Source organism: Parabacteroides sp. AF17-3, assembly GCF_003635445.1.
Classification (GTDB): Bacteria; Bacteroidota; Bacteroidia; order Bacteroidales; family Tannerellaceae; genus Parabacteroides; species Parabacteroides goldsteinii.
In genome coordinates this window covers 1-18,484 of sequence record NZ_QTMM01000032.1, presented here as the reverse complement: position 1 = coordinate 18,484, position 18,484 = coordinate 1, and the positions used below count along the sequence as shown (strand labels likewise).

14 protein-coding genes and 2 pseudogenes are annotated in these 18,484 nt (G+C 38.3%); 4 read left to right on the top strand and 12 right to left on the bottom strand.

Features of this window, described 5'->3' with window-relative positions; all coding sequences use genetic code 11:
- The 3 genes and pseudogenes from DWW91_RS28265 to DWW91_RS27100 all read left to right on the top strand — a co-directional run.
- Nucleotides 1–249: pseudogene (locus DWW91_RS28265) on the top strand (glucosaminidase); the annotation flags it as partial.
- A 169-nt stretch (nt 250–418) separates the two neighbouring features.
- The gene (locus DWW91_RS27105) at nt 419–733 is read left to right on the top strand and encodes a hypothetical protein (protein WP_007658492.1); all 315 of its coding nucleotides are present in this window, start codon (nt 419–421) and stop codon (nt 731–733) included.
- Entirely contained in the window at nt 730–1,002 is a 273-nt protein-coding gene (locus DWW91_RS27100; RefSeq protein WP_007658493.1) for a hypothetical protein, read from the top strand. Before DWW91_RS27105 ends, DWW91_RS27100 begins: the two co-directional genes overlap by 4 nt.
- A gap of 78 nt (nt 1,003–1,080) precedes the next feature.
- On the opposite strand, the gene wecB is transcribed toward DWW91_RS27100, so the two are convergent.
- The 12 genes from wecB to DWW91_RS27040 all read right to left on the bottom strand — a co-directional run bounded on the left by wecB (nt 1,081) and on the right by DWW91_RS27040 (nt 14,707).
- On the bottom strand, nt 1,081–2,217 hold the full coding sequence (gene wecB, locus DWW91_RS27095; protein ID WP_122329407.1) for a non-hydrolyzing UDP-N-acetylglucosamine 2-epimerase: 1,137 nt from the start codon (nt 2,215–2,217) through the stop codon (nt 1,081–1,083).
- 9 nt (nt 2,218–2,226) lie between these two features.
- Nucleotides 2,227–2,931: a WecB/TagA/CpsF family glycosyltransferase gene (locus DWW91_RS27090; RefSeq protein WP_122329406.1), complete on the bottom strand. Its 705-nt coding sequence runs from the start codon at nt 2,929–2,931 to the stop codon at nt 2,227–2,229.
- A 68-nt stretch (nt 2,932–2,999) separates the two neighbouring features.
- The gene (locus DWW91_RS27085) at nt 3,000–4,133 is read right to left on the bottom strand and encodes a glycoside hydrolase family 18 protein (protein WP_122329405.1); all 1,134 of its coding nucleotides are present in this window, start codon (nt 4,131–4,133) and stop codon (nt 3,000–3,002) included.
- Nucleotides 4,130–5,176, bottom strand: coding sequence for a glycosyltransferase family 4 protein (locus tag DWW91_RS27080; RefSeq protein ID WP_122329404.1), 1,047 nt, complete (start codon nt 5,174–5,176; stop codon nt 4,130–4,132). Before DWW91_RS27080 ends, DWW91_RS27085 begins: the two co-directional genes overlap by 4 nt.
- A 21-nt stretch (nt 5,177–5,197) precedes the next feature.
- Nucleotides 5,198–6,343, bottom strand: a complete 1,146-nt coding sequence (locus DWW91_RS27075; protein ID WP_122329403.1) for an EpsG family protein — start codon at nt 6,341–6,343, stop codon at nt 5,198–5,200.
- 5 nt (nt 6,344–6,348) lie between these two features.
- The gene (locus tag DWW91_RS27070; RefSeq protein WP_233584591.1) at nt 6,349–7,284 is read right to left on the bottom strand and encodes a glycosyltransferase; all 936 of its coding nucleotides are present in this window, start codon (nt 7,282–7,284) and stop codon (nt 6,349–6,351) included.
- A 28-nt stretch (nt 7,285–7,312) separates the two neighbouring features.
- Nucleotides 7,313–8,449 (bottom strand): polysaccharide pyruvyl transferase family protein, encoded by a 1,137-nt coding sequence (locus DWW91_RS27065; RefSeq protein WP_122329401.1) that lies wholly within the window; start codon nt 8,447–8,449, stop codon nt 7,313–7,315.
- Nucleotides 8,446–9,693 carry a Coenzyme F420 hydrogenase/dehydrogenase, beta subunit C-terminal domain gene (locus tag DWW91_RS27060; protein WP_122329400.1) on the bottom strand — a complete coding sequence of 416 codons (1,248 nt, stop codon included), beginning with the start codon at nt 9,691–9,693 and terminating at the stop codon, nt 8,446–8,448. Before DWW91_RS27060 ends, DWW91_RS27065 begins: the two co-directional genes overlap by 4 nt.
- 3 nt (nt 9,694–9,696) lie before the next feature.
- Entirely contained in the window at nt 9,697–11,211 is a 1,515-nt protein-coding gene (locus DWW91_RS27055; RefSeq protein ID WP_122329399.1) for an oligosaccharide flippase family protein, read from the bottom strand.
- Nucleotides 11,212–11,287: 76 nt separating this feature from the next.
- A complete protein-coding gene (gene wecC, locus DWW91_RS27050) occupies nt 11,288–12,493 on the bottom strand; it encodes a UDP-N-acetyl-D-mannosamine dehydrogenase (RefSeq protein ID WP_122329398.1) in 1,206 nt (401 codons plus the stop codon).
- A gap of 95 nt (nt 12,494–12,588) precedes the next feature.
- Nucleotides 12,589–13,683, bottom strand: a complete 1,095-nt coding sequence (locus DWW91_RS27045; RefSeq protein ID WP_122329397.1) for an MraY family glycosyltransferase — start codon at nt 13,681–13,683, stop codon at nt 12,589–12,591.
- 535 nt (nt 13,684–14,218) lie between these two features.
- The gene (locus tag DWW91_RS27040; RefSeq protein ID WP_122329396.1) at nt 14,219–14,707 is read right to left on the bottom strand and encodes a Dps family protein; all 489 of its coding nucleotides are present in this window, start codon (nt 14,705–14,707) and stop codon (nt 14,219–14,221) included.
- A gap of 406 nt (nt 14,708–15,113) precedes the next feature.
- Here DWW91_RS27040 and DWW91_RS28260 point away from each other — a divergent pair.
- Nucleotides 15,114–18,484: pseudogene (locus DWW91_RS28260) on the top strand (hypothetical protein); the annotation flags it as partial.

Genomic DNA, 18,484 nt, shown 5'->3' with positions numbered 1-18,484 from the left:
GAAAACGGCGGCCATACTTCCTTATGGTTCCGTACTTACGAATCAGCGAAAGACAGTTTTATGGATTTCGCCCGTCTGATCCACACTGCTTATCCGGTGGCCGCCTCGCTCAGTGCCCATCCTTCGGCCTATGCCAAAGAGATCGCTTACAGTAAATACATCAGCGAAGTGAATGGTGACAACCGTGTTGCTTATCAAAGGATGTTGGTGTCGATTTGCCGGACGATCGAAAGATATACTGTTTGCTGAGTTCACCTTTTATCAGATTTGAACTATCCTGTCCCCGTGCTTGACACGGGGCCGCAAGAGAACTGGCGGTATCAAAAGATATTATAGGATACGGTCTGTGCCTTTGCGATCCCGTGTCAAGCACGGGAACGGGATAGCTCAATTCTTTCTAAATATTAATATATACAAAATGAAAACTCTTGAAACCATTCTCAACTTTCTCACCAGCCTTGTCCGGATCATCTTTCCCCGCAAGCAAAAGCCGGCAGCCGGTGACTTCCCTTGTCCCCATCCCTATCCTCGTCCTGTTCCTGATGGCGATCACCCTGCTGTCTCTCCTGATGGAGCAGACGGAAGTGACGCTGACGGCTATCGGAGCGATACTCTCGCTCTCCACCAGGGCGACTGGGGAACCAAACAACGTGTCGAACCCATAGACATTGCCGGTTACAGCCTGATGGCGGCGGGACTGATCGGCGGTCTGTACAAATTATTCACAGCATGAGTTACGAAGAAAATTACCAACGTATGATCCACCGCAACAAAGCAACCGGATATGCCATCTATGACTGTCTGTTGAAGGCTTACCGAAAACATGCCGAAAGCATGGATGTCTCCGGGATTACCGATCGGGATATCTCCCGGATCAGTAAAAAGCTATTAGTGAGCGAACGCTGGATACGTCATATTTTATGTAAATATCATTTGTTTTTCGTTATCATCGACCAGTATTTTCCGGAAGAGGAATGGGAAGATGAAGAGACGGATGTTTGATCGTTTGAAGTCTGTTATTTTCTCTGATATGGAGGAGGTAACAGACTTTTCGTGTATAAAGTTATTCGTACAACCTCTTTACCTCATTACAAAATGAACAATTCTTTCGCAAGCTTTACCATCTCCATAAGGGTTTACTGCTTTACTCATTTTGTCATAATACCCTTTATCATCCAGCAAAGCAGAAACTTCCTGTACAATCTTATCATAATCCGTTCCCACCAATTTAACCGTTCCCGCTTCCAAGGCTTCAGGACGTTCGGTTGTATCACGCATAACCAATACAGGTTTACCTAATCCCGGAGCCTCTTCTTGTATTCCACCGCTATCGGTAAGCACAAGGGCCGATTTCTCCATCAGGTAAACAAACGGCAGATACTCCAACGGTTCAATGAAAAACATATTCTGCAAATCCGAATTTCCAAAAACTTCATGAATCGGTTTGCGCACGTTCGGATTCAGATGCATCGGATAGACAAAATCCGTTTCCGGATACTTCTCCGCCAGTGTCTTGATAGCCTTACACATTTGAATGAAACCCTCCCCAAAATTCTCGCGGCGGTGTCCGGTAATAAGAACAAGGCGACGATCCCTGATTTCATATCCGGCAGTTTTTAGTTCTTCCGTCAATACCTTTTGTAACGCTTCATTTCCTTTAATTTTATCGACTACCAGATATAAAGCATCGATCACCGTGTTTCCGGTTACAAGGATAGACTTCTGCTTCACACCTTCATCCAACAAATTCTGACAGCTCAACTGTGTCGGAGAAAAATGATACGTAGCAATCCTCCCCGTTATCAAACGGTTCATCTCCTCCGGCCAGGGACTATACATGTTATGTGTCCTAAGCCCCGCTTCAACATGCCCCACTGGTATCTGCTGATAGAAAGCAGCCAAAGCAGAAGCCGTCGAAGTAGTCGTATCGCCATGTACCAGTACGAGATCCGGTTGTACTTCTTTGAGCACATCCCGCATGCCGGTAAGCACACGGGCAGTCACATCATATAAATCCTGTCCTTGCTTCATGATATTCAAATCATAATCCGGATGAATTTCAAAAAGATGAAGCACCTGATCCAACATTTCGCGATGTTGGCCAGTCACACAAACCACTGTTTTAAACAGTTCGGGATACTTCTCAAACTCCTTCACCAAAGGAGCCATTTTTATTGCTTCGGGACGGGTCCCGAAGACGAGCATTATTGTTTTCATATTAATATATTATATCTTTCCAATCCAGACAAGAAACAGAAAGCGGACTAAGTGTATCTGCCGCTTGATACGGGACGGTTGGTTTATCAATCTATAAGCAAATTCGAGATTATGCTCCACCCACCATTTAGGAGCCCGTTTCACCCTTCCTGTATACACATCGAAACTACCTCCCAATCCCTGATAGATAGCCGGATGTTTACTGAACATTTCCTCCATTAGCAATTCCTGCTTTGGTGAACCCATTGCAACAAAAACGACATCAGGTTTCTTCTCTGCCACATCCGCAATCAAAGACTGCCGTTCTTGATCGGTTTTGATGTATCCATTCCGAAAATTAATAATACGAATGCCCGGATAATCATTGTTTAATTTACTGACAGTTTCTTCTATTACTTCCTGTTTCCCGCCTACCAGATAAAACGTTTTTTGTTTATAGGTAGCTTCAATAATTTTCAGCCACAGTTCGCAACCGGGTATTTTGATTACATCATCATATCCATGGCGTCTCAATGCTAACATCGGCCCTGCCCCATCGCAGTATCCGATATTTCGATTAATAATAGCACGCATCTGATCAGTCGCATGGAGGATCTTTTCTGCATTGATAGCAACAAGGAGACCTTTAGTTTGGTCGACATAATCCAATAAATGCTGAACGGAAGGGAATGGATGGATGTTTACTCCGTTCAAAACAACTAAATGACTTTGCATAAAATATTTATTTAATATATTTTATCAGATTGTCATAAAATAAAAACATTAACAGCAACAATCTGATCCTAGTGTGCTATTTTCTTCAAATAATCGTAAATAGAATCCTTCAATAATAATTTACCATATCTATCTGATGGGGTTTCAAGTTTAAAATCATGATAAAGTTCCCACCAAAAAAAGCCTCCATATCCCCTATCAATAGCCCATCGTAGTTTATATTCAATAGAGCGAGGATTATCTGCTGTGATAAAACTCTTACCATCAGAAGATAAATAATAAGGTATATGCTCTTTGTTATTCCATTCTTCTCTCCAGCCTGTTTTTAGAGAATCAATAATAGCAGGATAAGTGATATATGAACTATGTTTGCGAATCTCAGAAATTGATTTGATACGTTCCCCCAGTTGTAAATTTGTATATTTATAACCATAAGAAGCAAGTCCTATGCATAACTTATGAGGAGAGAACACATTCCATTTCTCAAGATTTTGCTCAACTTTAGTCATTGGTGTATTAAAAGAGGGTGTTACTTTCCAGTTTCCACCTCCTAAGTCATAAGTCATTAAATTAATCCAATCAACGATTCTACTCAATGAATCAGCCAACGGTTGAGAATAAGAAATTGATGAAGGTAAAGCAGTAGTTATAAAATATTTTTTATCTGAATAGCGATCCAAGGCCTCCTTCATCTTTTTCAAAAACAAATAATGCTTTTCTATATTCAATCCTTGTTCCCAGTCCAGATCAAAACCATCATAGTTATATTTTTTAATGAAAGCAACTAACATTACTACTAAATTATCACATCGCGTGTTTGTTTTCACAAGATCTACAAAATTCTTTGCATTCATAGATAACAAAACCTTTCCTCCAGTACCATGAACAGAATCAATAAAGTTTTCGGCAAATCGAATACCCTTTCTTTCTGATAAATAATCAAAATTTTGAACATACTTTTTAGTTACACTATCACCAGTCATATCAAAATCTTTAGGATTAAATACAGGTAAAGCCATCAGATAATAATAATTAAAAAGAGAGAAATCAAATTTATCCACATAAGATTCATTCAAAATTGTATAGCCAGCACAATAAGCTGCATAAATAAATTTATCATGAATTTTTTTTTCTCCAATTTGAGAATTTACATAAAAACAAATTGATAACAAATAAATCAAAACAACTATTTTCGACTTCATATAAATAATTTTATATAAATATCTTGCAGATGTTGTTCTATTTCTAGGGGAGTAAACCTTTTGGCCTCCTCTCTTCCATACTTTCCCATTCGAGAGATATAGGAACGATCATTCAGAAATAAAAGAATTGCTTCGTAAATTTCGTCTACATTACCGGGAGCAACAGCAACCCCACTCTTCTTATCCTCAAAAAAATCAGGAATACCTCCTATTAATGTTGTGATAACAGGTAGTCCATAAGACATAGCTTCCAATATAGCTATGCCAAACGACTCAAAGTGTGAGGGATGAATAAAAACATCCGACGAACAAAACAAATCTTCTTTTTCTTTTCCAACTACCCAACCGTGTTGTACTATCATGGATGAGAGATTATAATCAGTCATCATCTTTAAAAATCGTTCCTCATCACCTATACCACCAATATGTAGTTCTACTTTATCTTGAAGCTGTTCCTTATACTTATGCAGACACTCTAACACATCGTATATACCTTTCACCTCGTTTATTCGTCCCACAAATACAAGACGCAGTTTGTTGTGATGTTGCTCTGTACGGTATAACTCAGGGAATTCCACACAATTGGGCAAACAATATATATGTTCATTCAACCCATATCGTCGCAACATCTTTACAAAAGTAGATGACACTGTTACCAAAGCATCAGCTGACCTACACACCGATGCCACAAAGCAGGGATGAGTGTTATAGAACTCATTGAACAAACTACCATGAATATGCAATAACACTCTCTTATTAAATAATTTACCAATATATATCAACACAGAATTGCGATAAAAGTCAATATAATTAGCAGTGTGGATATGTATAACGTCTATTTGTCTAAACACACAATAATAAAATGTTTTCAGGACAGAGGTCACAAACAAAAGTACTTTACCAATTTTTGATATTTCCTTATAAGTAACAACTAAATGGAACGGTGTATACATTGGAGCCAAAAAAGCTATCACCGAAGCCATACCACCCTTTGCTTTCGGGTCGGGACCAATGATTAAAATCCTGTCACTTTGTTGTATCATATTTCAAAGAGTGCTAAAATTTTATCTATTCCAAACAAACTCATACCTTACACAATCACTATGATAGCCTTTATCAACTATTATTTGTATGGAAAGATGACAAGCCAATAATAGAATTATCACCCAGCCCATCATGTATGAATGGATATAAAACAAATAATACATCAGATAAGCCAACATAATTACCCGGTAAATAACGAAGTAATCTACAAATCTAGATAAAGCCAAACTATTTATAAACAATGGTTGTATAAAGATCAGAACCAAAAACAAAGCATAAACAAAACCATAGTTCTTAGATGGATAAAAATGGCGCATTTTATTTGAATAGAAAACGATTAGAATATCAAAGATCAAAAATATGATTCTTCTTGCTCCGAAATTCATTGTTCTAGAACCTACTCTCATCAATACTTCAGAGTTATATCTATCGTCGTACTCTACAAATGTCAAGAATTTATCCAAATAATTAAATAGGTTCTCCCATACTGAAAATTGTGATAAAATCAAAGCTACAAACAATATTAAATATTGCCATTTCCTTTTAATAAAAAACTTTTCTAAATCAATCCACATTAAGGGAACAAGCACAAATAAAAAAACTGCACTACGATGAAAAAAAGTCAACAAAAATATAGAAATAAGAGTAGGAACTACCTTTTTCTCCAATAAGAAGAAAGAACAGATACATAAAAAAACAGACAATACAAGCTGTTGTCTTAGACCATTGCACCAAGAAAAGAAAATTCCACCGCATATAAGCCCTATACAAAAGAATGGAATCACAAATTTTTCTCTTCTAAAAATCGTCAGAGTGCAGCACAATTGTATTAATCCCACTATTGCAAAAAACACCGTTGAAGATAATCCGAATTTTGAAAGTAACTTCATAAAACCAACAAAACCTATCTCCATATCATCCCTTATAAAGGTATCAGTCAAAGATAGAGTATTATAAATTTGCCAATAGGATAATTGATCAATACCAACATCCCATCTTACCCCGGTAAAGAAGATAAAAATGAAAATGCCAATCGCAACATGAAACCAATACATCATATTTGTTCGTGCTTTCAATAATCTACCATTATAGCAGTTTACAGGAACTCTGAAAAGCATAAACATCGAAAAAATCATAAAAGGATATACCAAAAAGCTTGTAATCATATTTTCTACTTCATTTTATGATAAATCGTTCGAATCCACCAATAGCATTTAAAGGCGCTAACTGTCAGCATAGGGTACTTTACAAAAGATTGAAACAACAAGTATTCATGCGAATAACCTTCAGAATAGCGTATTAAATCGTTTATTGCTACATGGAAATCAGGTTTACTCTTATCGCAATAAATACAATAGGCTAGGATAAATCCCTTTACAAATAGACGAAACACAAAGGGAGTTGCAGTGGCTAAAGGTAACCCCTTCAATGAATGTAATACCACTAAATCGTCTAAACATCGTGTATAACTCCTTTCGGAATGCACAGCAGAGCTAGAGTTCAGACAATAGCGATAAGCTTGATTATCTACCAGTAATACATTATTACTACAAGAGGACAGATACTTAATGATGAATTGCCTGTCTTCAGAATATTTAATGACATCACAAAATTTTAATCCTAAATTGTTTATCAAACTTCGCTTATAAAAATAAGAGACACTACACGAAGAGAAATATACCGGATTAAGCAGTTCACTGGGCTTGATTTGCTGTCTATGACGAAATATGGAGTAACGAACAAACTTTTTCGGCTTCTGTTCCAACTGTAACCCACAGTGAATCATATCCACATCGACAGACAGTATGCGGAAGACCTCCAAGAAGTCCGATTCCACCCAATCATCGCTGTCCACAAAGGCTATCCATTCACCCTGTGCATACTTCAAACCGAGATTGCGGGCACTCGATACGCCACCATTCTCCTTATGGAATACCCGTACACGAGTATCCTTTCTTGCGTATTCATCGCAGATTTCCCCACTACGATCTGGACTACCATCATCTATCAGTAATATCTCAAAATTAGTGAAGGTCTGCATCAACAGACTATCCACACAACGATATAAATAAGCTTCTGCCTTATAGACAGGAACTATGACTGACACTTTCGGTTTTTCAAGCATAATAACTAATCTATTTCAAATTTTCCCGTAAAAAAGCCAAAGAGATATCTTTCATCTCCTCTCTCTTTCTATTAACAACGATCCAATCGATAGGCTTCTCAAGCAAGGAAATATCCATATCATCAGTAACTAATCGATCTTCTAGTCCATACATACGTAACAAGGAATAAAAACGAGCCATCCCACGCCCCTGATTTGCTATCACCAAGAATGGTTTATTAAAAATTATACTGAACACTGCGCCATGAAAACTATCACACACAACAAAACTGGTATCCATAAATCCCCTCAGCCATTTGGTCACCGGAGGGAACACACATTGGTTGATATTTTTCATCGTCTCTCCATTCAAAGGTTGAATCGGCATTACTGTGAAAGGTGATAAATGTAAATATTCCGCCACCTCATTTACTATCCGATTCTTCGTTTCACTCTTATCCAATATGTAACAAAGCATATTTCCATCACATGAAGATTCATCCTCCTGTTCCACTAAAAGCTCGTAATCTTCTTTGTCAAGAAGCATGGTCGGATCAAGTACAGGGATAGCCTTCACACCTAAGTATTTTGAACATAGCGTTACACCAGACTCCTCGCGTACCGACACTGCTTGAAAAGCTTGGACTAATTGCCTGCAACAATCTGTTTCACGGGATGAATACTCCCACGTATCCACACCAAAAGAAGCCGCATATGCTATTCTCCGCACATCCATCCCTCGGGTAAAATCAAGAAATGAATGGTATATATCTACGTTATACTTAGGCCGCCACACTTGATCACTGCCCACCACAAATGCCTTTATATGATTTTCTCGCACATAACGGGCTGTCTTATCAGCATCAATCATCTTCGTAGAATGTACCAGATATTTGTCTATAAAATAATCGGTATACCTTGCTATGTGTTTTATTTGACTCGGTTTTGCCACAAACGGATAACGCCGTCCCTTTCCTTTTCCAATTAATTTCAGTAAAAAAGTCTTAGCAGCAGAGGCTAACAACTGAAACAATCCGATCTGGCAATTCGGTTGGTCCAAGGTAACAACCTCATGCCCTATACGGCGTAATACGGTTTGTAACGCATAATTTTGCAGTAATCCTCCATAATTGAAACCTAATGGTTGTGTAATAATACCAATCTTCATGATCTTTTTTTCAATTTACCCTTCAATCTATCAAGAAGTCCCAACCTTAGCAAAATCGCAGACAACAACCCACGGCAACGTTGGCAAAAGGAAATACTTGTCGAACTTGCCACTCGCATTTCTATTGTATTCATCCGGCTTCCGTAAAACATATTCCGATATCGATTAAGGTTCACGGAATGAATCAAGGCAGAATTTGCAGCTACCACATCATCAAAAGCAACCTCATAGTTAATAGTTGTAATTTCTCCCCAGATTTCTTTTCCTTTTTCCGTACTCACCATCACCGCGCTCACGCCTTTATCGTCATCTATCTCAGGCATCACATTTTGTATTCCCCAAAAATCCCCAATTATAATATCACTTCCACTCTTCAAACTCTTCGCTGGACAAATATGACAACTCGGACGTAAATACAAATTCGCCAGAAAGCCTCGCAAGAAAATATTCTTGTTTAAAGGTTCCGAAAGCAAAACTAATTTATTATCTCCGTACCCATCGGACAGAGAGAGAGTGAGAACAAAACTAAATCTTTTCCAACCTAGGCATTTGTTTCTAAACGAAATGCTCTCAATACGAGCTTCTCTACCATTTAAAACTGGGTGAGACAAAACTATATTTTTCCCATCGCACTGACGTGCAATTTCCTCCTTCAGATATTCTCGCCATACCCCCGGACTCGGAACGCCATGACAAACGAAATCCACCGTCAAGAGATTATCATATTCTTTCCTAAGGAAACGTTTCAAACCCGCAATCTGACAAGGAGTACCAGAGAATAGAACCTTACGACCTTTTTTCAAAAACTCCTCTACCTGTGAATAACATTTCCCCACCCTACTTTGTACATATTTAGAACCCCGGAAAGCAGATAAACCTTCTATCGTTTCTGTATAATCATGGACAACATCCCACTCTTCATTGAATCTGGCACCAAAAACAACACCACCCTTAGCTATTATTTCTTCTGCTAACAACGTAAAAATTCCCCCGGAAGAACTAGCCATACGAATCTCTTCATTCAAATTCTTTGCGGCATAAACCATATCCGGTATTCTCGGTTCCCCCTGATTAATTACAGGGCAAACCTTTTCACATAAACTGCAATCAATACAAAGTGAAGAGTCCACTTTGGGATAAAGGAAACCTTCATCATCCTCTACCATTGTAATACAATGTTTTGGACAGCGTTGTACACAAGCCCAGCAACCACAGCACTTTTCCTTACTATCTATTTTAATCATAGACTATCTCTTTATCAATTTCAGGATCATACCACTAAACAACGAACGTTCTGAAGCATTCATAGAGCCAAACCAGGAAAGAGGAAGATAGAATAAAGAAAATAAAACAATACCACCGGCTAAACGAGTAATATTTGATATGTCAATATCCATTTTCCATATAAGCAAGAGAGAAAATAATGTTACAACAAAAGGAATGATTGACATTTTTCCAATCTCTTTCCAAAACTTTATAATATCTATATCTTGTTTTCTTTGATAATAAATATTCATCACCACAATTTGTCCTGCCGTAAGAGCTAAAGCCGTTGCAAACGCACAACCTATGCCACCATAACTTTTTGCCATTGGAATAGATAGTCCCAAGCTGACAATAGCTATGATTACATATAAAGTAGATCTAAACTTCATTTCATTACGAGCCTGTAAAATCGTAATTCCAAGATTCTGAATTAAAGGGACAGTTAAGGGGATAAAAAATAACAGGGAAATCCAATAAGCATTTTCATATCCTTCTCCAGCCCAAAGTAGAATAAACTGACGTCCAAATATTATAAAACCAGCTAATACAAAAGCTATTACAATAAACTGAATACGTCCTGTCCTGATGAATAAATCAGAAATTACTTTACGATCTTCATTTCGTGTCACCATCGCCATTACTTTAGGTAAAAACAAGCCGGAGATAGCTGTAGAAAACATAATATATAGATTACTCAATTGTATGGCTACTGCATAAACGGCAACCATTGCTGCCCCCCGAAAAATACCTAAAACAAATTGTCCTGTACTCCAATAAATCCGGTCTATTATAGCATTCAAAAATATCCAGAACGAATAAATGGAAACCTCTTTCAGGAAGTCCCATCTAAAATGGGTAAAGCGTAAATGAATATGTAATTTTCTTTTACAATAAATCCAATTAATGACTAAAGTGGCAACATTAAAAGAGGTTGTCACAACGACCATTGCCACAGCCTTGTAACCAAACAAAAGCAAAACAATCATCACAATTGGATTCAGGAGAATGCGAGCTATGTTTATTATTTTCTGAAATACAAAATTTTCATAGGCTGTGATAATAGCCCCCCAAATACTCATCGGAAATGTAAATGCCAGATTAAATGCCATCAACAACAACATCAACCGTATTTTGCCTATCTCATCCGTCGTCATATGGGTATCAAACAAACAATCTACATTACCCACCAAAAACAAACCTAAAATGAAGGCCAATGCACTAATAAACAGGTACAGCAAAAAAAACATACCAAACATTTCGTATTGCTCTTCTTGTTTACCTTCTACTCGAAATTTGGCGGTATAACGCACTATTGCATTACCAAAGCCCAAATCCAAAACAGTTAAATAAGCAATAACGGAAGCAGCCAATGAATACAACCCAAACTCCGATTGCCCCAGCATACGCAACATAAATGGAGTATAGAGCAATCCTATCAAAGTATTCAACCCTAAAACTACATAAGAAAGTAAAGCTCCGGCTTTAAGTTGGTCCATTCTCCTATTGAAAAGTCTATTTTATACCTAAGTTCGTTAACGAAATTTATTTGGTCTGGATAAAATATCCAGATAATTATTTTCTATAAATTCCACAAAAATCTAATACAACTTTATCCTCCATATAAGGTAACTCTTTAAATGGATCATGGGCCGTCAAAAATACCACAATATCCGCTTTCTCATAGGCATCTTTATAATCGGTCAGTTTAAACACCTTGTGCTCTTTCACATTCGGCTCAACTACCAGAATATCCGCATTATTACAAGCTTGCATCACTTTTGTCGTAATACATTTAGCCGGAGATTCACGCAAATCATCGATATTCGGCTTAAAAGCAAGTCCCATCATAGCGACAATCGGCTTGCGGTGGTGCTCTAATTCAAATCTTAAGATGGCATTATGCACTTTTTCGGCACACCAGAAGGATTTGTAATTATTGATCTCACGTGCTTTGGATATCAATTGTGACTCATACGGAAAATCGGCTGTAATAAAATAAGGATCTACTGCAATGCAATGCCCTCCTACACCTGCTCCCGGTTGCAAGATATTTACCCGCGGATGCTTATTGGCTAATTCGATCAGTTCCCATACATTAATACCGGCTTTGTCGCAGATGAGTGAAAGTTCGTTCGCAAAAGCGATCTGCACATCACGGGATGAATTCTCGGTCAGTTTACACATTTCTGCCGTTTTACAATTTGTCTTATGCAATGTTCCCTGTACAAACTGACTGTAAAATTCGATTGCTTTATCAGTCGACTCCGGATTGATTCCTCCGATCACACGATCGTTATGAACCAGTTCGTAGATGACATTCCCCGGCAACACCCGCTCCGGACAATAAGCAATATATATTTTGTCTTTCAACTCCGGCCGTTCTGAAAAAATCAGACTTTGCATCTTTTCCGTCGTTCCCACTGGAGAGGTCGATTCTATTACATATAAATCTCCTTCCTTCAAATAAGGAAGAACGGAACGGGTTGCTGCTTCGACATAAGAGATATCCGGTTCGTGATTGCCTTTAAACGGAGTAGGAACAACCATAAAATAAGCATCACTGATTTCAGGGGTAGTAGAAGCTTTTAACAATCCGGCATTTACCACTTCCTGTAAATACTCTTCCATACCGGGTTCAATAATATGAAGTTTACCCTGGTTTGTCATTTCTACCACACCTGAATTGATATCGACACCTAAAACGTTTACTCCATGCTTAGCTGCAATGATCGCTGTGGGAAGTCCAATGTATCCCAACCCCATAAAACATGCTTTCATAATTTTTCTGTTTATAAAAAACTTAATTATTCTTACCTAACAATATTTCAAAACTCTACGTTACTCCTAAAATTCTACACTAAGAAGATTTTATATTAAGTGTTTTTCCGTATTCTGTCAAACCATAGATTAAGACCTATCCATACAAGAATATCAAAAGATATCAGAATATTATTATCAATATATGATATCAAACAGATATTCACACCACTGAATAAGCAAGCTATAGTCAATATCAATAACATTGCCTGCCTCTGTGTTAATCCCATACTCAACAATTTATGGTGAATGTGATTTCTATCTGCAACAAATATCCCCTTATGGTTACGCCAACGAACAAACATGACCCTCATTACATCAAGCATAGGGATAATTATTGTTGAAAATGCAACAATGATCGCTCCGTCTGAATAAGGTATAATATCAGGAGCACAAACTGTATAACGGATGATCAGGAAAGACAGGATATAACCTAATGTCAGACTACCTGTATCTCCCATAAAAATTTTCCGGCATCGCTCGACTTTACCGAATACATTATAATAGAAAAAAGGAACTAACACACCAAATGAGGCAAAAGCAAGCATAGCATACATCCATAAATGGTTATGAACATATAGACCTCCTAAAATAGCCAAAGATACGCAGCTTAAACCGGAAGCTAGTCCATCAATGCCATCAATCAAGTTAATCGCATTACATATAAATACAATCAGAAAAACAGTTAATGGTACTCCCAGCCAGGGTGTCAACTCATGGATTCCGAAAATACCATATAAATTATTAATCCATAAACCGGATAAAGGAACCATGATAGCAGCAAGAATCTGCATAACAAACTTCGATCGATAGCGCAGACCGACCAGATCGTCTTTTATGCCAGTTAAGAACAACAGTGTTAACCCACAGACCAAGAAATAAAACTCCGGAATGATAAAGCAAAGCATCTCTTCAGGAATTCCATCACCCATCAGGTAACGAAGTCCTGTCGTAAACGATAATGTAAAAAGGATAGAGGGAGCAAATGAAAGACCACCTAAACGGGGTACGATACCTTGATGCACCTTTCGTTCATCCGGAACATCAAATAAACGCTTTCGGAAAGCTACTACCAATATACGAGGTATAATAAAAGAAGAAAATAGGATTGAAATTATCACTCCTATGATAATCAATATAATACTAGTCATTTACTATTGTTTTTCGGGGTACAAAAAAGTTCGTCAGTTACAGATTGTAACGACGAAAATGACGAGAAAAAAGGATCGTTTTTTCTCGTCATTTTTTAGGAATACTAAATTGTTAAATTTAAAGATTGAAATATCCATCTAACCTTGTCAAACAAGGGATAATGATTTTTTTATTTTGTCTATTCAAAAAATTATGTATACTTTTGCCGTGACTAGAAAAAACGATCGTTTTATCTAGTCATTTTACAAAATCAAAGGCAAACTCCAAAAAGCTTATTTTTCATTGTATTTCATTATTACACAACCAAATAACCAACAACAAATACAGGTTTCAAATCGTAAGGAAAGCTATTTGGAGGCAGGTGAATTCAAGTCGGTTTTCAGGTATTTTACAGGGGGAAACGGGCTTTATAATTTACGTATCAGAGGCTACATAAAATTCTTGTTTTTTTTTCAAAAACAAAAAGAGGATACCTCACGGCATCCTCTCTCCTAACGCAACGAATGAATTATTAATACTTATACTTATTTCTCATTACTTCTTGCAGTCGCAAGTTGAATAAGCTACTAACATCCAAACTAATTTTTCCTGTTCTTTCAGATAGTCGCTCATCAGCGCTACTGTAGCTTCGTCTCCGGCTTCTGAGGCAAGAGAAAGCAGTTTACGTTCTTCAGCGATAAACTGACCGTAAGTATTCAGGATATTTTCCAGGGCTTCGTCACCACAGGATACGCCTGATACTTCTTTTACTCTGGATACTTTCAAGTATTCGCTGAACTCGTTTACAGGAACACCTCCCAACATCAGGATACGTTCTGCCAGTTCGTCTACCTTCTCGGCTGCATCGTCATACATTTCTTCGAATTTGCTGTGAAGAACAAAGAAGCCGTGTCCTTTAATATTCCAGTGGAATCCGCGAAGGTTTGTATAAAATACCTGGTAGTCGGCCAATAACTGCTGTAATGCTTCTACTACTTTGTTTGCTGCTGATGCGTCTAAATGCAAATAATCTAATGTTTTCATATTCTTCTGTTTTTTAATTGTTATACGTTTTTATTTTTCTTGTACTGCAAAGATACAGCAGATATAAACACCTGTCAAACAGATAATTACTATATCATCATAGACAAAATCTATCAACACGGTTTCAGCAAGTAGATTACTGATATCAGATCAAAAACATTCATATAAATGATATACTCAAAAAGCACATTTATACATATTGGAACAAACAAATACTCTTTTTGAAGATTTAATTAAACATTCTTCATTTTACATTTCGGTCATTTTCATTTACATATACGCCATAAATCAATTGTTTAACAATAAAAATTCATAATCAGCGTTAATCCAACTCATTAACAATTGTAAGTAAAAAAAGTTTAATTTACATTTGACACATAGAATATTTGCCACTAATAATTAAAACATGATACGGAAAAACTTTATTTTATTGCTATTACTGAATTTAGCAGGAGTACTTTTTGCACAACTAACGATTTCACCCACCGCCTCACCTTCAATACCGGAGGGAAGCAACATCAATCTTGGTGACTATTTCTCTGTAAGCGGAGGAACTCCCACAGGATGGACATTGGATGGAAAAAGTATTACATTTACTAATGTATCCTTGTCTTATAAGGACAACGGAAAGTTATTACAATGCAAAGATGCATCAGGTTCCAGTAACCTGGTCCCGATCAAAGTCATTGGAAAACCGACTGTTACCAGTCTCACCGGGATGCCGACCGAACTCCTTAAAGAAGGGGATCAGGTAACGTTGACTGTCGCCTTCAAAGCAAATGGTTCTACGGGCCATACCTACCAGTGGTATATCGGAAACCAGGCAATAGCCAACGCGACGACAGCGACTTTAAACTACACATTTGCAAAAGCTGATCATGGCAAAACAATTAAAGTAGCTATCAAAGCAACAGAGTTCACAGATGCAACCGAGGCCTCCGCCGGCGTTACATTCGACGGAACGATGATAACGGATAAAAACCCGGCACTGCCTGCCGGTGCAAAACTGGATAATACCGCATTCCCGGTGACGGTCGGACAGACGTTTACTGATCCAGTTGTTGATTATGATGCAACAAATCATGGTGGTACTAACTACTTTGTCACTCAAAATACAGGGACCTACAAAGATGGTGAAACCCATACTGTTACATATAAAGGCAAAGAATATGCTTGTACAACAAAGCTTCTGACCGCTACCAGTTACGATCATTCGGATGTAGGATGTACTATAACATCGGCCGCGAGGATACCTTCAAATATTTTATTAGCCAATAATACATTGTTTTTTGATTCGGGAATGTATGCTCCTCTTGAAAATGGCGGAGAATCACATTTTTATAAAAACGGATTAAAAATTATCGGACTTGGAGACAGGGAAACAGCTCCTGCAATTATAGGACCGAATTATGGATACTGGGACACATATAAAAGCAATAAAGGTCATGTAAAATACAAAATATTAGATAATGTCGTTATCGAGAACATTGTATTTGACGGAGGTAGTATGCAATTTTATGGAAATCCCTACGGCTCCAAAAGTAACCAAGCGAATAACCAATATTTTATAACGATCAATGCTGCTGATAATATTCTTCTAAGAGATCTTACTTTTAAAAACATTGGTAATATAACAAATTCCTATTCAGTTATTAATATCGTCGAAGGATTTACCAGTATTGCCAGTGACACCAGAGATCCTAATCATAAAAGATATTACATCAATCTTACTTTCGAAAGCGGGAAATTACACGGATCATATGCGCCTATAAATATAAATACGGGTGACGGCCACTATTTCAAAGACATTACAATAAAAAACATAGGTGCATATCCCTATTATATTTCTATAACAGGTTTAAGTACCCATGCAAACAAAAATCCGGGAAGCAGAAATATTGTTTTTGCAGGAAAATTGGATTTACCTGCGGGGAAAAAAATACGTATCTGGAAATATTCCAGTACCGGTATTTCTTTTCCTAATGAGTACAAATATTTAGAATTAAGAGGTAAACCTAATACAAATGTCAATTCATACTATGATGTTCTGGTATCAAGAGAATTAGCTACCCCTCCAACAGCATCTACTACCGATGCAGTATTTATGGATGCTTCGACCGGGGCATATCTCATATTTAATTCTGCAAGCGATCCGTTCAAAAATATCAATACATTATTTTCTAGTGCAGCAAAAGACAGTTGTACACTGCCGGAACCTAAGCTTATTAAATTAATAAGTAAGGATAATCAAGTCGGCGGGTTTACTATTACAGATTATTTCAGTAAAAGACAAACTAATATTATCGCCGTCAGTTCTTTATCAGATGAACTCACGAGTACAAACCTGATAAAATTCAATGGATCAAAAATCAACTTACCTGCCACCAACCCGGAATATATCAGATTACATAACATCGACTTCTCTGAAGATTATTCCATCTATGACGCTGTTAAAGATGATGGGAACAACGTGACAAACTCCAATTACGGTAGTTTCTATAACTGTAAGTTCAAGGCGCCCCAAGAAGGGGATCCGTTGGTTGTTGAAGGAGACCTGGATAAACTTCAATGGTCGGTATCCAAGACAACTAATGAAATATATGAATACAAAGATGTAGAAAACAACTCTACCACCTCTGTGATGGAAGGTACGCCTGTCTATGTACAGATCAGGCCGGTTTATCTGGACAGGGTTGACTACGACCGATGGGCTATTGAATATACCGCAACACCGGTTGATTACCACTACCCGATGGAAGATGCAATTGCAAAAACCATCCGTTATGACTTCAACAAGGGAGAAGCCCACGTATTACCGGGTACTTATTATTATAATGTAAGTAAACTGATTCTTTACAAAGGGGACAGGGAGGTAGCCACCTATAACTACCGCGATGCCACCTGTACCCACACCGTGATCATCCAGGCGAAGCCGATAGCTAAAATACCGGCTTTGCAATGGTCGGTATCGACCACCCCTCACGAGCAATCTAACTTCCGTGACGTGGACGACCAGACAACAACGTCCGTGAATTATGGAACACCTGTCTTTGTACAAATCCGCCCGATCGGACATGAAGACATCACTTTTGAACGTTGGGATGTTGAATATTCCGTGACTCCGGTAGAACATTATTATGGTATGACCCCGATCGTCAAGACCGAACGTCATAATTTCAATAACCGCGAAGCACATACGGAAATCGGCACATACATCTATACCGTCACCAAGCTGACATTATATGACCTGTATGGAAACAAGATCGTCGAGACATACGATTACAATGATTCACCATACAAACATACAATTATTATTAAGGATGGTGAAGGTCCCGGCCCCGGTCCGCACGGCGCCCTGCAATGGTCGGTCTCCACGGCGTCGAACCAGCTTCAGGACTTCCGCGATGTGGATAATCTGACTACGACAAGCGTGGTGAAAGGCACACCGGTCTACGTCCAGATCCGTCCGGTCGGTTTCAACAACATCACTTATGACCGCTGGGAGATCGAATACACCGCCACCCCCGCCGATTACTACTATCCGTTGGAGGAAGCCGTACCGAGAACCGAGCGTTATACCTTCAACCGGGGCGAAGCCCACACGCTGGTCGGTACCTACGTGTATACGGTGACCAAGCTGACACTCTACAACGGTGAAAGCGTGGCCCTGACAGACTATTACACCGAGCCCCCTTACGTCCACACCATCATCATCCGCGACGGCGGTATGATCGAACTGGGCGACATCGCCTCCCATTGCGGTTCGGAAAGCGAATT

Bases quoted from the DNA above. Each gene is read 5' to 3' on its own strand.
- DWW91_RS27060 (WP_122329400.1), bottom strand. From the start codon at position 9,693: ATGATTAAAATAGATAGTAAGGAAAAGTGCTGTGGTTGCTGGGCTTGT.
- DWW91_RS27075 (WP_122329403.1), bottom strand. From the start codon at position 6,343: ATGATTACAAGCTTTTTGGTATATCCTTTTATGATTTTTTCGATGTTT.
- DWW91_RS27055 (WP_122329399.1), bottom strand. From the start codon at position 11,211: ATGGACCAACTTAAAGCCGGAGCTTTACTTTCTTATGTAGTTTTAGGG.
- DWW91_RS27045 (WP_122329397.1), bottom strand. From the start codon at position 13,683: ATGACTAGTATTATATTGATTATCATAGGAGTGATAATTTCAATCCTA.
- DWW91_RS27100 (WP_007658493.1), top strand. From the start codon at position 730: ATGAGTTACGAAGAAAATTACCAACGTATGATCCACCGCAACAAAGCA.
- DWW91_RS27105 (WP_007658492.1), top strand. From the start codon at position 419: ATGAAAACTCTTGAAACCATTCTCAACTTTCTCACCAGCCTTGTCCGG.
- DWW91_RS27080 (WP_122329404.1), bottom strand. From the start codon at position 5,176: ATGATACAACAAAGTGACAGGATTTTAATCATTGGTCCCGACCCGAAA.
- DWW91_RS27090 (WP_122329406.1), bottom strand. From the start codon at position 2,931: ATGCAAAGTCATTTAGTTGTTTTGAACGGAGTAAACATCCATCCATTC.
- wecC (WP_122329398.1), bottom strand. From the start codon at position 12,493: ATGAAAGCATGTTTTATGGGGTTGGGATACATTGGACTTCCCACAGCG.
- wecB (WP_122329407.1), bottom strand. From the start codon at position 2,217: ATGAAAACAATAATGCTCGTCTTCGGGACCCGTCCCGAAGCAATAAAA.
- DWW91_RS27065 (WP_122329401.1), bottom strand. From the start codon at position 8,449: ATGAAGATTGGTATTATTACACAACCATTAGGTTTCAATTATGGAGGA.
- DWW91_RS27040 (WP_122329396.1), bottom strand. From the start codon at position 14,707: ATGAAAACATTAGATTATTTGCATTTAGACGCATCAGCAGCAAACAAA.
- DWW91_RS27085 (WP_122329405.1), bottom strand. From the start codon at position 4,133: ATGAAGTCGAAAATAGTTGTTTTGATTTATTTGTTATCAATTTGTTTT.